Origin of the sequence: Lysinibacillus sp. NPDC056220 (assembly GCF_049315265.1) — a bacterium.
GTDB lineage: Bacteria > Bacillota > Bacilli > Bacillales_A > Planococcaceae > Lysinibacillus > Lysinibacillus pinottii.
In genome coordinates, this window is the sequence record NZ_JBMOXD010000002.1 from 354,393 (window position 1) to 370,456 (window position 16,064).

The following is a 16,064-nucleotide window of genomic DNA, read 5'->3' on the forward strand; positions in this document are numbered from 1 at the left end:
ACAGAGTTTGCTAATGTCAAAGTCTATCAATAGGTTGGTGATATTTTGGAAAATGAACAGCGTGTAAAAAAGAAGAGTTGGCTGAAAGTACCTCATACATATACGATTATTTTTGCTATTATTTTTCTAGCAGGTATTGCAAGCTATATTATTCCAGCAGGTGAGTTTGACCGAGTAGAAGATCCAGAAGGACGTATGCTTGTGGTGGATGGGAGCTATCATCATATTGACAGTAATCCAGTCTCTATTTTTGAAATGTTTACAGCTATACCGATGGGACTTGAAAAAGGTGCCCAAATTATCTTCTATATTTTCTTAGTTAGTGGTGTATTTGGTATTATTCGTTCGACAGGTGCTATCGAGGCTGGTGTTTATAAAGGTGTAAAAGCATTAGAGGGTAGAGAGAAGCTATTAATTCCATTATCTATGATTCTATTCTCTGTTGGTGGTTTTACAATGGGGATGGCAGAAGAAACGATTATTTTCGTACCGATTGGCGTAGCAATTGCTCGTGCTATGGGCTTTGATGCGGTAACAGGAACTGCCATGATTACACTAGGAGCAGCCAGTGGATTTTTTGGTGGAATGCTTAATCCCTTTACGGTTGGTGTTGCGCAGTCATTAGCAGACGTTCCTTTATTCTCGGGGATTGGTTTCCGTGCAGTTGTCTATATTTTTGTATTAAGTTTTGCTATTTTCTATGTATCTCGCTATGCTTTTAAGGTAAAAAAGAATCCTCAAGCAAGTGTGATTTATGAGATTGAACAACAGGCAAAGTCTAATGTGTCTAAAATCGACATTCCTTCATTAACAGGGAAACATAAGCTAGTATTTATTGTCATGGCATGTGGCATTGGATTTAATATTTATGGTGTGTTTAATTGGGATTGGTTTTTAACACAATTAACGGCTTCATTTTTAATTATGGGCTTAATTGCAGGACTAATTGGCGGTTTAAAGCCTGGCACTATTTTCGACTCCTTTATTGATGGGGCAAAGGCAGTAACGTTTGGTGCTCTTATTGTAGGCTTTGCACGTGCTATTACAGTCGTTTTAGAGCAAGGGAAAATCATTGATACGATTGTTTATGCAGCATCCGAGACAATCGGGCATTTACCGCATGCTATTAGTGCAATCGGTATGTTGTTTATTCAGGCCCTTTTGAATTTATTTATTTCATCTGGTAGTGGACAGGCGGCAGCCACTATGCCAATCATGATTCCGATTACTGATTTATTAGGATTAGAACGACAAGTTGCAGTCTTAGCTTTCCAGTATGGAGATTCATTAACAAACTCAATTATTCCTACTTCATCTGCGTTAATGGCCTATTTAGCTGTAGCAGGTATTCCATATGAAAAGTGGATTAAATTCATTTGGAAGATGATACTTGGCTGGGCAATAATTGCATGTTTAGCATTAATAGCTGCAGTAGCATTAGGTATTTCTTAAAATATGAAAAAAGCTGTGGAAAAGATCATTCCACAGCTTTTTGTATTATTCTTCATTCGCATTAAAGTAATTTAAGATGCCTTGATATATTCCAAGAGTAGCCTGCTCACGGAATTTAGCCGTGGTGATGGAACGCTCTTCACTAGCATTACTTAAGTAACCTAATTCAATAAGCACGGCCTTTTGTCGATTTTCACGTAGCACTAAGTAGTTGCCTTGTTGGGTTCCACGATCTCTCAAATCAATTTTACTCGAAAGTCCATCGTGTATTGCCTCTGCAAGCCCTTTTTGATTACTATTCATATAATAAGACGTGAAGCCGTTAATAGAACTATCATCTGTTGCATCATAATGAAGACTAATAAAGGCGTCTGCCTCATACTGATGGGCAATCGAGACTCGCTTTCGTAATGCCACATATTCGTCCGACTCTCTTGTCATAACAACATTGGCACCTGCTGCACTTAGCTTAGAAGCAAGGAGAGTGGCTGTTTTCAAAGTAATTCCTTTTTCTTCTGTTCCTCGTTGACCTGTTGTCCCATGGTCATTGCCCCCATGTCCAGCATCTACAACAATGGTTAATCCATTTAATGTTCCTTTTTTACGAGGTTCTTGTGGATCCTTTTGTGGGATGGAAGTTTTATTGGAGCTCGTTGTGACAACCCAATTCGCAACAAACGCTGTTTCTTTGTCTAATTGAATTTCGTAAAAATCATTTTTTACGCCGACGATTGGATAGGTTTTACCAGCATCTACTCGTTCGATAACTTCAGCTGCAGTTGACGCATCAGTTCGCAAGTTTGTCCCATTATAAATAATGGTAACGGATTCTAAATCTTTTGAAGAGGACGATTTAGATGTACTCTTTACTTTATTTGAAAAAGTACCGTAAAAACTATAGACCCATCCAGCTTTTTTATCATTGTACTGAATTTGTACCCAATTGTGCTCATGCGCAAGGACTTTATAAGCCTGTCCTTTAGTAACTGTGCCAATTTTTTTGGCATTCAAGTCAGGTTTTTTACGAACATTCAGTGCATCCACCAAAATAGTAAAGGTTGTATCTTTATTAACAGGAGTAGTTGTTGTAGAAACCTCTACAGAATCCTCTTTTGGCTTGGTTTCTTTTTTAGGCCTGTCGTTAATCGTCACATAATCCTTAGAGACCCAACCGGATTGTCCATTCCAATCAATTTTTGCCCATTCATTATTTTCCTCTATAAGGTTAGCTTGGTTACCCGTAGAAAGCTGTCCAAGAACAGCTGAAGAAATATCTGGATCAGTGCGAATATTTAAACGGTCAACCTGTGAAATAACAGTTTTATCAATGGTTTTTTGAGTGCTTGTAGAGGCAGTTAGCCAGGATGCTACCCAGCCTTCATAGCTACCTGCTTTTACTTGTATCCAATCACCTTCACGATCAATTGAAGTTAAAGGATCACCTTCTTCTAAAGTTGTAATAATTGGATAAGACAATCCAGGACCCTCACGTAAATGAAGAATCGTACCTGCTACTTTTAAATCACTAGTATCAGCGGAAGCATTTTGAATAAAGTTCTTATTTGGAATCGCAATTGTTACTATTAGTACGAAGATGATAATACTATGTAAAATTTTTGTCCTCATCAGATTCCTCCTATTCCTTGTGCTATTTTACCATGCTTTTGTATAATAATTCGTGGTAAAAAGGTAATGGAATTTAATATTTTCGTTACTGTCTGATGAAAAATACAAAAATAGTTGACATTAGGTTAGCTAGTGACTAACATAAAGGGTAATCGAAAAATGATTAATCGCTTATGACCAAGCAAGTAGCGTGTACCTCTATTGGAACAGAGAGGGAAAGACTTAGGCTGCAATCTTTCCTACAAAAATGTATGACGTGAATAACACTTGAGAGGCTTTTTTCTGAAAGGCAGTGCCTAGTAGGAAAAAACGGAATCGGCCGTTATCCGATTACGAGGAGGACACATGTAAAATTTTGTGTCAACTAGGGTGGAACCGCGGAAGCTTATACAGCTCTCGTCCCTTGCATAGGCAAGGTGACGGGAGCTTTTTGTGTTGTCCAAAAACATGGAATGCTTTTTATGAACCGGTTTGTGCTCAGTATGAGAATGTCCGCTACTCGCTCTGCATGAGGTAAACCAGCTTAGTCTCGATAAAAATGTCTTAAATGTGGCGTAATCTCGTCTAAACTTGGCGAGAAAATGGCTAAATCATAGGCAATCAATATAGGAGGGAATTACATGAGTTTTAAAGTGCCAAGAGGGACACAAGATATTTTGCCAGGCCAATCTGAAAAGTGGCAGAAGGTTGAAGCAATTATTCGTGATATTTGTCGTGTTTATCGCTACAACGAAATACGTACACCGATTTTCGAGCAGACTGATTTATTTGCACGTGGTGTAGGGGAAACAACGGATGTTGTCCAAAAAGAAATGTATACATTTGAGGATCGTGGAGGTCGTTCATTAACACTACGTCCTGAAAATACAGCTGGTGTTGTACGTGCATATGTTGAACATAAAATGTTTGGTGCTCCCGATCAACCTGTTAAGCTGTCATATTTAGGACCTATGTTCCGCTATGAGCGTCAACAAGCTGGTCGCTATCGCCAATTTGTTCAATTTGGTGTAGAGGCAATTGGTTCAGCAGATCCTGCAATTGATGCAGAAGTCATTGCTCTTGCAATGGATGTCTATGAATCAGCTGGCTTAAAGGATTTAAAATTAGTGATCAATTCACTGGGTGATAAAGAAACACGTGATACGCACCGTACAGCTTTATTACAGCATTTTGAGCCACATATTCATGAGTTTTGCTCAGATTGCCAAAATCGTTTACAAAAAAACCCATTGCGAATTTTAGATTGTAAGGTGGATCGTGAGCACCCATTAATGAAAACAGCTCCTGCATTAACAGAGTTCCTTACAGAGGAATCGGCTGCTTATTTTGCTCAAGTGAAATCATATTTAGATACTCTCGGCATTACGTATGTGGTTGATCCAAATCTTGTAAGAGGACTGGATTATTACAACCATACGACATTCGAAATTATGTCAACGGCATCTGGCTTTGGAGCTATTACAACACTTTGTGGTGGTGGACGATACAATGGTCTGGTACAAGAAATAGGCGGTCCAGATGTACCTGGTATTGGTTTCGCTTTAAGTATTGAACGTTTGTTATTAGCACTTGAAGCAGAAGGTGTTGAATTAGATACGGCTTCTGGATTAGACGTTTATATTATTGCCATGGGTGAGGATGCAAAGCAAAAGGCGGTAGAGTTAACTAGTACTTTCCGTGCAAAGGGCCTTGCAACAGAGATGGATTATTTAGATCGTAAAATGAAAGCCCAAATGAAATCAGCTGACCGTCTAGGGGCAAAGTATACAATTGTCCTTGGTGAAACAGAGCTTGAAGAGCAAGCGGCTGCTGTGAAACATATGGAATCTGGTGAGCAGCACAAGGTTGCATTTTCAGAGTTAGTCAATTATTTATCACAACAATCCTAAACAAAGATGGCATTTCTCGTTGAATGCTACATAATCGAAATTATTTTGGAGGAATTTAACAATGGCTACTAGAACACATGCTAGTAACGAGCTTTCAGAAACGTTACAAGGCGAAAAAGTCGTATTAAAAGGATGGGTACAGCGTCGTCGTGACCTTGGTGGATTAATTTTCATTGATTTACGTGACCGTACAGGTATTACACAAGTTGTCTTTAGTCCAGACGTTGCAGAAGCGCATGCATTAGCGGATAAAGTGCGTAGTGAGTATGTAATTGAAATAGAAGGGACAGTTATCCTACGTACAGAGGACCAAATCAACCCGAATGTCCCAAATGGTAAAATCGAAGTGGAAGCCACGCGATTAGTCGTCATTAATACAGCAAAAACTACACCATTCCAAATTGAAGATCGTACAGACGTATCAGAAGATTTACGTTTAAAATACCGTTATCTTGACCTTCGTCGTCCAGTTATGTTTGATACTTTCAAAATGCGTTCTGATGTTACACGTACAATCCGTAACTTCTTGCAAAACGAAGGTTTCCTAGAGGTCGAAACTCCAATTTTAACAAAATCAACGCCAGAGGGTGCTCGTGACTATTTAGTGCCATCCCGTGTCCATGAAGGCGAATTTTATGCGTTACCGCAATCTCCACAGCTATTTAAACAATTATTAATGGTTGCTGGCTTTGAGAAGTATTTCCAAATTGCACGTTGCTTCCGAGATGAGGACTTACGTGCTGACCGTCAACCTGAGTTTACACAGGTGGACATTGAAACAAGCTTCTTAACACAAGAGGAAGTTTTAGAAATGAACGAGCGATTAATCCAAGCAGTGATGAAAGAAGTGAAAGGGATTGATATCCCTGCACCATTCCAACGCATGAAGTACCAAGAAGCCATGGATCGCTATGGTTCTGATAAACCAGATGTACGTTTTGGATTAGAATTAGTGGCTTTAAATGATGTTTTTGAAGGCTGTGGTTTCAAGGTGTTTGCTGATACAGTGGCACAAGGAAAACAAGTAAAAAGTATCAATATTAAAGGTGCAGCTGACAAATATTCCCGTAAAGATATGGATGAACTAACTAAGTTCGTAGGTATTTACGGCGCAAAAGGTCTTGCTTGGTTAAAGGTAACAGAGGAAGGCTTAAATGGTCCAATCGCAAAATTCTTCGATGAGGCGTTAGCGGCAGCATTAATCGAACGAATGGGTGCGGAAGTTGGCGATATTCTAGTATTCGTTGCGGATAAAGCATCTGTTGTAGCAGCTTCTTTAGGGGCACTTCGTACGAAATTAGGTCAAGACTTAGATTTAATCGATGAATCACAATTTGCATTCCTATGGATTACAGACTGGCCATTATTTGAATACTCTGAGGAGGACGGTCGTTATTATGCGGCTCACCATCCATTTACACGTCCGTTTGACGAGGATATTCCGTTAATGGATACAGATCCATCAGCTGTTCGTGCACAGGCATATGATATCGTATTAAACGGCTATGAGCTTGGTGGTGGTTCACTACGTATTTACGAACGTGACCTACAAGAAAAAATGTTTGAATTACTTGGTTTCTCAGAAGAAGAAGCTCAAGCTCAATTTGGTTTCTTATTAGAAGCATTTGAATATGGCGTGCCACCACATGCTGGACTTGCATTTGGTCTTGATCGCTTTGTGATGCTTTTAGCAGGCCGTCACAATTTACGTGATACAATTGCATTCCCAAAAACAGCAAGTGCAAGCTGCTTAATGACAGAGGCACCAAGCGAAGTATCTCCTGAGCAACTAAGCGAGTTGAGTTTGGCGATTAAACCATTTAGAAAATAATTAATAATACGAAATACCTGGATTTCCTAGCAAAAAATGTTGGGAATCTAGGTATTTTTTGCGTTTTTCAAGAAATCATAGATTATTAGATGTAATCGTTTGAATTATCAGAAAAGTAATGCTATGATAACTGTAATACGAATCCTGATGTGTTTGTCTAACTGCTAATTCTACTTCAAAGTTTTGACCGAACACTAACGAATCGGGAGCCTTCATTTTGTAGTCGCAAACATGCCCCTAGCGGAGCGGGACGTTTAAAGCTGCAAAGCGGGCACCCCCCTGCAAATTGCGGGTTCAAAACGAATGTTTCTTGGCATTACGGCACAATTGGGATTCGTCCTATACATAGGGTTGAAAAGGGGCTGATAAAAAAGCTCCTTTTTTATGTGAAAATGAATATATACCTACCATGCAGGCGTATTAGTTTTTTTCAGAGTGATTTCAAAGAATTAAATATAATGTATGAAAAATTTAGAAAATAGAAAAAACAGCTTTATATTTTTGGTAAATCGGCATATAATTGGTATAGACAACTATACCTTGAAGAGGATGTTGAAAATTTCTCAGAGCTTTTAATATTTAGCTGGAGGTGAAATTTTGAAGGATACGCTATTAATCTCCCATGTCACAATGATTAATCCTGAGGGAAGACCATTTGAGGGTGATATCTATATTCAGGATGGTGAAATTGCCCAAATTGGCCGCAACTTTAAAATGGAAGCCGCTCAATATATAGATGGTACAGCTAAGGATTGGCTTCTGCTCCCAGGTTTTATTGATATGCATATTCATGGTTCAGCTGGTCATGATACGATGGATGCTACTCAACAGTCCTTACATGCCATAGCTCGTTCTTTAGTGCAAGAAGGTGTTACAAGTTTTCTTGCCACAACGATGACACAATCCATTGGTAAAATTGAAAGCGCTTTAATGAATGTAGCAAAATTCCATCGTAATGTAGGGGAAGCCAATTTATTGGGCATACATGTGGAGGGTCCATTTGTTTCGAAAATACGTGCTGGTGCTCAGCCAGTAGCTTACATGATTAGTCCTACGATTGAGCAATTTGCTCATTGGCAAAACATTAGTAACTATCAAATAAGACAAATCACGATGGCACCAGAAATAGAGGGCGGCTTTACATTTCTTGAAGCACTAATGAACTTTCATGTCATTCCATCAATTGGTCACTCTGATGCTTCAATAGAGGAAGTCCAAAAGGCAGTAGCTTTGGGTGTAAATCAGGTCACTCATTTATATAATCAAATGCGACCCTTTCACCATCGTGACCCTGGTGTTGTGGGAGGAGCATTACTAGACGACAAAATTAAGGTTGAACTTATTGTCGATTTTGTGCATAGTCATCCTCAATCAGTGATGTTAGCATATCGTATGAAGGGTGCAAAGGGCATTATACTTATTACAGATGCAATGCGTGCGAAAGGGTTAATATATGGCGAATATGATTTAGGCGGGCAAACCGTGTTCGTGAGCGAAAAAGGTGCTCATTTAGCAAACGGAGCATTGGCTGGGAGTATTTTAACGATGGAGCAGGCAGTAAAAAATATGAAGGCTGTTACAAATTGTTCACTTCAAGAAATAGTTGCCATGTCCTCTACGAATGCTGCTGAGCAGTTAGGGTTGTCCAAAAAAGGACGAATTAAAGAAGGTTTTGATGCAGATTTTGTATTGCTTGATCGAAAATTAAATGTGCAAAAAACTATTTGTCGAGGTAAAGTTGTATTTGAGAAATCATAAATGAGGCGATAAGGATGGTGCAAGAATTGTTAGAGAAAAATTCTCATATACCTATCTATATACAAATAGAAGAGATTATTAAACAACGAATTTATTTAGAAGAGTACAAAATTGGTGAGACAATACCTTCAGAACGAGAGCTTTCTGCACAATTTGATGTTAGTAGAATGACTGTTCGTCAGTCCATTACTAATCTAGTGAATAGCGGTTTGTTATATCGTGAAAAAGGAAGAGGTACCTATGTTGCCAATCCAAAATTGGAGCAGCCGTTAAAAGGCTTAACAAGTTTTACTGAGGATATGCGAGCAAGAGGGATGGAACCAAGTAGTAAAGTGTTACGATTTGAAAAAATCATACCACCAGTGGATATCGCAAGGGATTTAATGATGGAGCCAGGAGAAGAAGTATTTTATGTCGTACGAATAAGAAATGCCGATTCACAACCAATGGCGATTGAAAAAACATATATACCTGTGAAAGTATATCCGGAGTTAGATGAGAAGCAAATAATGGGCTCTCTCTATGCATTAATTGAGGCGAAGTTCCATCAAAAAATTGGTAATGCCGTTCAACAAATGGAAGCAGCTATTGTGTCTAAAGAGGATGGTAAGTTTTTGCAGATTAATCAAACAGCACCTGTTTTAATTATTAAACGTACGAGTTATTTATCTGACGGTCGACCGTTTGAGCTTGTACGTAGTACGTATCGTGCTGATCGCTACAAATTTATAAGTGAAATTAAAAGGTGATTATATGGATGCATATTTTACTGAAATTGAAAAGCTGATCCACGTTGTGAAGGAGAAGGAGTCTGCTTGTATAAAAGAAGCAGCACAAATTATTGTGCAACGCCTTCAAAAAGGTGGGATTATCCAATTATTTGGTTGTGGTCATTCACAGCTATTAGCACAGGAGGCCTTTTACCGTGCGGGAGGTTTAGTACCTGTTCGTCCGATTTTTATTGAGCCTCTAGCATTACATGCAGGTGCCATAGCCTCTTCAATTAATGAAAAGGACCCAGCAATTATTGAACAACATAAAAAGCAATTTGACTTTCGTGAAAATGATATTTGCATTGTGATTTCAACTTCTGGAAGAAATTCAGCACCGATTGATGCTGCTCTATTAGCCAAAAATGCTAACGTATTAGTCCTCTCTCTCCAATCACTTGAATATAGAGAGCAGGCTACACGTCATCACAGTGGGCTACGACTGGAAGAAGTGGTAGATCACGTTATTAATACTCATATACCTATTGGCGATGGTGTTCTACATGCACAAAACATGCAATATGCACCTGCATCGACAGTTATCGGTTCGCTGCTATTGAATGCTTTATTCAGCGAAGTTATTGAAGAAATTGCAAAGACTTCAACCGAGCTGCCCATTTTTGTTAGCAATAATGTAGACTCCGATTGGTCACATAATGAGATAATGATTGCCAATTATCAAGATCGGATAGATTTCACATGAAAATGGAGGCGTTGTGAATGAAGAAAATGTATAAAATTACGACACCAGAAGGAATACATGCAAGGCCCGCTGCATTACTTGTCACTGCGGTTACACCATTCGAAAGTGACATTACCTTAACTTTTCAAGAGAAGGCAGTAAATTTAAAGTCTATTATGGGCGTCATGTCACTTGGGGTTAAACCAGGAAGTGTAGTGGAAATTTCAGCAGATGGTTCAGACGTTGAAAAATTATTTCAAACAATAACAGACATTATGGTGTCGAAGGAAATAGGAGAAGAGCTTTAAGGATTCAAGCAAGCAGTGGTTTCTTTTCAAGCCACTGCAGATGAATCTCATTTAACAGATTGTAGCTATTGAATTATAAGAATATTCAGTTTTTAAAGGGGTGGTTTTTTGGACATTCGTATCATTTCACCGAATGATTATGAGCAGATTCATCAATTACGGGATTATTGTTTTCCAAATAAATATATAGGGCCACGTAGAGAGGATTTTCATTATTGGATCGAGCATAGTACAACACTAGGTGCCTATGATGCCAAAAAGGTGGTGGGGCAGCTATTAATCCTACCACTTAATATGACCGTGCACGGTATCAGCTACAAAATGGGGGGCATAGGGTTTGTCGCTACATATCCGGAGTATCGTCAGCAGGGAATTATAAAAAGACTGATGATAGAAGCCCTACGAAATATGCGTGAGAATGGGCAGACCATTTCTGTATTAGCCCCTTTCTCTGTATCCTTCTACCGTCATTTCGGATGGGAGCTGTTCTTCGAGAAGTTATATTACACAATACCACAATCAATGTTTCCTTCATTGGGAAGGCAATTAGATGTCATTAAACGGATGAGCTTTGAATGGCCAGACTCCGAGCTTTTCGAGAGGATCAAGGATTTTCAACAGGCAATGGCTATCTCTCAAAATGGTGGTATGATCCGAGATGATGCATGGTGGAAAAGAATTGAAAGAAGGAGCCCAGATAGTCATTTTGCTGCCTATTTAAACGAGGATTATGTAGAGGGATATATCCGATATACGATTCAGCATAATACGTTTGAAATTCAGGATTTTATTGTAGCAAATTATTCAGCAGAGCAAGCAATGTGGCGTTACATAACATCTCATGCAGCGAGTGTTAGTAGTATTAAAGGGGTTACTTCCAACCATATGCCATTTGGCTTTTATTTCGAAGAGCCACAATTTAAAAAGGAAGTTAAACAGGATGTAATGGTCAGAGTAGTCGATGTTTATGCATTTATGCAGCAATATCCTTGGAAGGATATTCATGAAACGTTGTATGTCCGTATTGAAGATAAGTTTTGTCAGTGGAATGAACAAATCTATGAAATAAATAAAAGTGGTCATGTCTCAATAATTAAGACAAATTCGATCATTGACATGCATATGTTAACATTACCAATTAATCTTTTTTCAGCAATGATGGTGGGCTATCTGTCAGTAAAAGAAGCTGTTATGTATGCAAATCAACCTATAGATAAGAAGATTATTCAGCATTGGCAGTGGGCATTATCTACCGAAAAACCAGCATTTTATGAATATTTTTAAGGAATGAATAGTCAGGAATATTAAAATTTTTTTGAATTCTTTTGTGGACTATACCAGATAAGTAGAATCGTTTATTTTTCTATACAAGAACAATAGCCCAATTTTGTAAATAGTTCTAAAAGTAGAAAATTACTGTAAAAAACATATTGTGGTATATACCAATAGGTGCTATTCTCAAATTAAGTAAGCGATTACACGATTGGAAAATGAAAAAAGGAGTGTTACGAATGAAAAATATTATGTTAGTGTGTGTAGCCGGTATGAGTACTAGTTTATTAGTATCAAAGATGCAAAAAGCTGCACAAGAGCAAAATATTGAGGCAGATATTTATGCAATTGCAGAAGGGGAAGTTGAAAAAGTACTGGCGACTAAAAAAGCTGATGTGCTGTTATTAGGTCCTCAAGTACGCTATTTAAAGGGCTCGTATGAAACAAAATTCAAGGGCATGGATTTCCCAATCGATGTCATTAATATGGCAGATTACGGCATGATGAATGGAGAAAAAGTCTTGCAGCAAGCATTACAATTAATAGGTTAAAGGAGACTCGAAGGGGATGGAAGAAAAAGCATTAATGGAATCCATTATGGGGCTTATTGTTCATAGTGGTCATACAAAAAGTGAATGCATGGAAGCTCTACAACTGGCAAAAAAGGGACAGATAGACGAAGCAAAGGAAAAGATTAAATTAGCGAATGAGGCATTGATTGAGGCGCACCATTCTCAAACAGGTTTATTATCACAAGAGGCAAGGGGAGAAAAAGTCGAAGTATCGATGTTATTAATTCATGCGCAGGATCATTTAATGAACGCTATTACATTTCGGGATTTAGCACAGGAAATGATTGAATTATATGAACGAATCAAAGGGGAGTAACATCAAATTTTGATGTCACAATAAAAAGCAAAGGGAGTGTATGAGAATGTTCCGTTTTTTAGAAGAAAAATTTGTACCGGTTGCTGCTAAGGTTGGGAATCAGCGTCATTTAGTTGCCATTCGTGATGGATTTATTACGATCATGCCTTTGACGATTGTAGGATCACTGGCTGTACTTATTAACAATTTGCCTATCAAATTTTATCAAAATGCACTCGATGCCATTTGGAAACATGAGACATGGACACAGTTTGGAGGTAATGTCTGGGGCGCAACATTTGGAATCATCTCACTATTATTAGCCTTCTCTGTTGCCTACCATTTGACAAAAAGCTATGACAAGGATGCACTATCCGGAGGGGTTATCGGTCTTGCCAGTTATATGACGTTTGGAACGTTTGGGGAAGGTGGTTTAACAGGATTAACGACAGGTACGGGAGGAATATTTGTTGCCCTTATAACGGCTCTAATTTCCGCAGAGCTGTTCTCACGATTATCGGGTAACCCTAAACTACTGATTAAAATGCCTGCAGGTGTACCATCGGCTGTATCCAAATCTTTTGCTGCATTACTGCCTGCAATTATTACGATCGGATTATTTGCATTAGTTCGGACAATTATTTCGGCTGGCTTTGATGTACCAGATATTATTGGATCGTTTTATTCGTCAATTCAAGAGCCTTTTATGGGCTTAACAAATACATGGGTAGCTGGTCTTATTTTAGCTTTCATTCCTACGTTTTTATGGTCATTTGGTATACATGGCGCGAATATTATCGAGCCATTTATGCAATCCATTAACCTACAAGCAATTGATGCCAACGTTGCAGCTATTTCTGCTGGTAAGGTAGCACCGTATATTATTAATAAACCGTTCTTCGATGCATTTATTAATATGGGTGGATCAGGCACAACGATTGCCTTAATTATTGCCATCTTCATTATTGCTCGTAAAAACAAACAATATAATACAGTAGGAAAGCTATCAGCTGCTCCTGGATTATTTAATATTAATGAACCATTATTATTTGGTTTACCAATTGTATTAAATCCAATCTTATTTGTACCATTTATTTTGACACCAATGGTCAATGTGACGATTGCATTCTTCGCAACAAAATGGGGGTTTGTGCCTGCGGCAACCATTGCGGTTCCATGGACGACACCACCGATTATTAATGGTTTCCTAGTAACACAATCTTGGCGTGGAGCCGTATTAAGTATCGTTTTAATTGTAGTAGCTATATGCATTTACTTGCCATTCCTTTCTATGGCAAATCGCATGGCAAAGCAAAACGAACAAAAAGCTGCTTCAGCGGCACAGGGTGAACAATCACCTGTAGCCCAAACGGAAGGCCAAAAGGTAGAAGTATAAGCGTTTACTAACGGAGGGTTTGAAGTGAAGAGATTAGGTATTTCGCTATATCCACAGCATAGTACACTAGACGAAATGAAGCGTTATGTTCAGCTTGCTCATGACAATGGTTTCGATCGTATTTTTACATGTTTGATGTCATTAAGGCAGGAAGAAGAACGACAGAAATTACAACAAATAAATCAATTTGCACAGCAATTGGGCTTTGACATTTCTGCAGATATAGCGCCAGCCGTTTTTCAAGAGCTAAATTTAAGCTATAAAGATATAGGGTATTTGAAAGAGCATTATCATTTAGCTGCTTTGCGTTTAGACATGGGTTTCTCAGGTCAGGAAGAAGCATTCATGTCACTTGATGCCAGTAATCTAAAAATTGAATTAAATATAAGTAATGGTACGAAATATGTAGACAATATTTTATCGTACCGCCCGAATAAAGAAAATATTATCGGCTGTCATAATTTTTATCCGAGACAATTTACAGGTTTATCTCGTCAGCATTTTTTACAAACCTCTCAACAGTTTAAAGCAAATAATATTCGGACAGCTGCCATGATTTCCTCTCAGCATGGTAAGTTTGGACCATGGGAAGTAACAGAACAAGGTTTACCAACATTAGAGGAGCACCGTCACCTTCCCATTACGGTGCAGGCAAAAGATTTATGGCATACAGGGTTAATTGATGATTGCATCATTGGCAATATGTATGCATCGGAGGAAGAAATACGAGCTTTAGGACAATTAAACCGCCAGAAGCTTGAATTAAAGCTTGTTCAGTCAGCAGATACGAGTATATTAGAGGAAACAATTCTTTATAAGGAACAGCATTTTAATCGAGGCGATGTATCTGAGTATGTGATTCGCAGCACACAATCTCGCGTGAAATACAAAAATGGTGACTTTCCTGTGCATAATACACGACCATTAAAGATGGGTGATGTCACAATCGATAATAATTTGGATGTTCGATATAAAGGTGAGCTACAAATCGTACTAAAGGAAATTCCAAATGCTGGGTCAAGTAATGTTGTCGCAAGTGTTGTCGAAGAAGAACAATTTTTACTAGCGCACATTCAACCATGGTCGTCATTTGGTTTTACGAAATGAAAATAAGAGAGGAAGGGATTGAGCTATCAATCTCTTTTTCTTTATGCGAAAGGAAATGGTGATATGTATGTTTTAGCCATTGATGGTGGAGGCACCAAAACGACAGCGATTATTTGTGATGAAAAAGGTCAATGCTTTGCCCAAATAGACACAACTCGCAGTAACCCCACAGCTATGGACCAACCATATTTCGAGGCAACCATTCATTCAATCATGCAAAGTTTACAGCAACAAAATCCTCAAATAGTAGCAGAGGTGACGAGCTGCTTTGCGGGTATGGCGGGTGTCATGGAGCTTCAAGCTGAGAGCATGGTGGAATCTATATTACGGCAATATGTGTGTGACTCCGCGACCATTAAGGTAGACAATGATGCGTTAATCGCTCTTTATGCGGGTACACTGGGAAAGGCAGGAATTGTTCAAATCGCGGGGACAGGCGCTATCACAATGGGATATGATAAGCAGCAGCATTATCACCGAGTAGGCGGTTGGGGATATCTGTTTGATGATGAAGGAAGTGGCTATGATTTAGGTGTCCAATTACTAAAGGCTGTTCTACAAAGCTATGATGGCAGGGCTCCTCGTACTATATTGACAGAAGCTGTAATGAAGCATTTCTCAGTAGATGATGTACCACAATTAATTGCCTGTGTTTATGGAGAGGAGCATCCGCGCACAGTCATCGCGCCATTGAGTGCCTATATTGTTGCAGCGGCTGATGATGGTGATCTAGTAGCCAAGAGAATCATTGAGGAAGCCTGTCAAAACTATTTTAAGGCAATTAAAGCATGCTATTTACGGATGGCGTGGGGGCAAGAAGAAGTGCCTGTCGTCCTATGTGGAGGCGTATTTACGAATGAAAATTACTTTGTTCCAAGGCTTCAAGCAATGGCAATGGAGCAGACATTACCGTTCCGCTTTAAGACCCCTGCATTACCCCCAATAGGAGGAGCTGTCATTGCCGCCCTTCAACAAATAAATGTCCAGTATAGTAATTCTTTTATAGAGACCTTTCAAAAAAATATGTATAATGAAGTACAGAGCAATTGAATCGATTCAATTGCTCTATTTTTTTCTTTCTAATTTTCACTTGATGTATAACATGA

General features: G+C 38.8%; 14 protein-coding genes, 1 other RNA gene and 1 other annotated feature. Of the genes, 14 read left to right on the plus strand and 1 reads right to left on the minus strand.

Annotated elements, in window-relative coordinates; translation table 11 throughout:
* The first annotated feature begins 45 nt into the window (after nucleotides 1–45).
* Complete coding sequence (locus ACOZBY_RS06750) at nucleotides 46–1,452, plus strand: YfcC family protein (RefSeq protein ID WP_012295421.1); 1,407 nt, start codon at nucleotides 46–48, stop codon at nucleotides 1,450–1,452.
* Nucleotides 1,453–1,497: 45 nt separating this feature from the next.
* On the opposite strand, the gene ACOZBY_RS06755 is transcribed toward ACOZBY_RS06750, so the two are convergent.
* Nucleotides 1,498–3,078 carry an SH3 domain-containing protein gene (locus tag ACOZBY_RS06755; RefSeq protein ID WP_198694876.1) on the minus strand — a complete coding sequence of 527 codons (1,581 nt, stop codon included), beginning with the start codon at nucleotides 3,076–3,078 and terminating at the stop codon, nucleotides 1,498–1,500.
* A gap of 164 nt (nucleotides 3,079–3,242) precedes the next feature.
* Nucleotides 3,243–3,485 (plus strand) — a binding site (T-box leader).
* A gap of 213 nt (nucleotides 3,486–3,698) precedes the next feature.
* Between ACOZBY_RS06755 and hisS the strand changes: the two genes are divergently transcribed.
* The 13 genes from hisS to ACOZBY_RS06820 all read left to right on the plus strand — a co-directional run bounded on the left by hisS (nucleotide 3,699) and on the right by ACOZBY_RS06820 (nucleotide 16,008).
* Nucleotides 3,699–4,967: a histidine--tRNA ligase gene (hisS, locus tag ACOZBY_RS06760; protein ID WP_012295419.1), complete on the plus strand. Its 1,269-nt coding sequence runs from the start codon at nucleotides 3,699–3,701 to the stop codon at nucleotides 4,965–4,967.
* Between the two features lie 61 nt (nucleotides 4,968–5,028).
* Nucleotides 5,029–6,798, plus strand: a complete 1,770-nt coding sequence (gene aspS, locus ACOZBY_RS06765; protein ID WP_012295418.1) for an aspartate--tRNA ligase — start codon at nucleotides 5,029–5,031, stop codon at nucleotides 6,796–6,798.
* A gap of 138 nt (nucleotides 6,799–6,936) precedes the next feature.
* Nucleotides 6,937–7,136: non-coding RNA, 6S RNA (gene ssrS / locus ACOZBY_RS06770), on the plus strand.
* Between the two features lie 259 nt (nucleotides 7,137–7,395).
* Nucleotides 7,396–8,556, plus strand: coding sequence for an N-acetylglucosamine-6-phosphate deacetylase (nagA, locus tag ACOZBY_RS06775; protein ID WP_031419270.1), 1,161 nt, complete (start codon nucleotides 7,396–7,398; stop codon nucleotides 8,554–8,556).
* A gap of 26 nt (nucleotides 8,557–8,582) precedes the next feature.
* A complete protein-coding gene (locus tag ACOZBY_RS06780) occupies nucleotides 8,583–9,305 on the plus strand; it encodes a GntR family transcriptional regulator (protein WP_031419268.1) in 723 nt (240 codons plus the stop codon).
* 4 nt (nucleotides 9,306–9,309) lie between these two features.
* Nucleotides 9,310–10,029: a sugar isomerase domain-containing protein gene (locus ACOZBY_RS06785; protein WP_031419266.1), complete on the plus strand. Its 720-nt coding sequence runs from the start codon at nucleotides 9,310–9,312 to the stop codon at nucleotides 10,027–10,029.
* A 17-nt stretch (nucleotides 10,030–10,046) separates the two neighbouring features.
* The gene (locus ACOZBY_RS06790) at nucleotides 10,047–10,316 is read left to right on the plus strand and encodes an HPr family phosphocarrier protein (protein ID WP_012295415.1); all 270 of its coding nucleotides are present in this window, start codon (nucleotides 10,047–10,049) and stop codon (nucleotides 10,314–10,316) included.
* Between the two features lie 108 nt (nucleotides 10,317–10,424).
* On the plus strand, nucleotides 10,425–11,600 hold the full coding sequence (locus ACOZBY_RS06795; protein ID WP_012295414.1) for a GNAT family N-acetyltransferase: 1,176 nt from the start codon (nucleotides 10,425–10,427) through the stop codon (nucleotides 11,598–11,600).
* Between the two features lie 227 nt (nucleotides 11,601–11,827).
* Nucleotides 11,828–12,139, plus strand: a complete 312-nt coding sequence (locus ACOZBY_RS06800) for a PTS sugar transporter subunit IIB (protein ID WP_031419261.1) — start codon at nucleotides 11,828–11,830, stop codon at nucleotides 12,137–12,139.
* Between the two features lie 16 nt (nucleotides 12,140–12,155).
* Nucleotides 12,156–12,476 (plus strand): PTS lactose/cellobiose transporter subunit IIA, encoded by a 321-nt coding sequence (locus ACOZBY_RS06805; protein WP_197149840.1) that lies wholly within the window; start codon nucleotides 12,156–12,158, stop codon nucleotides 12,474–12,476.
* A 46-nt stretch (nucleotides 12,477–12,522) separates the two neighbouring features.
* Entirely contained in the window at nucleotides 12,523–13,851 is a 1,329-nt protein-coding gene (locus ACOZBY_RS06810; protein WP_012295411.1) for a PTS sugar transporter subunit IIC, read from the plus strand.
* Between the two features lie 24 nt (nucleotides 13,852–13,875).
* Nucleotides 13,876–14,958, plus strand: coding sequence for a DUF871 domain-containing protein (locus ACOZBY_RS06815; RefSeq protein WP_031419258.1), 1,083 nt, complete (start codon nucleotides 13,876–13,878; stop codon nucleotides 14,956–14,958).
* Between the two features lie 18 nt (nucleotides 14,959–14,976).
* On the plus strand, nucleotides 14,977–16,008 hold the full coding sequence (locus ACOZBY_RS06820) for an N-acetylglucosamine kinase (RefSeq protein ID WP_227256820.1): 1,032 nt from the start codon (nucleotides 14,977–14,979) through the stop codon (nucleotides 16,006–16,008).
* The last annotated feature ends 56 nt before the right edge of the window (nucleotides 16,009–16,064 follow it).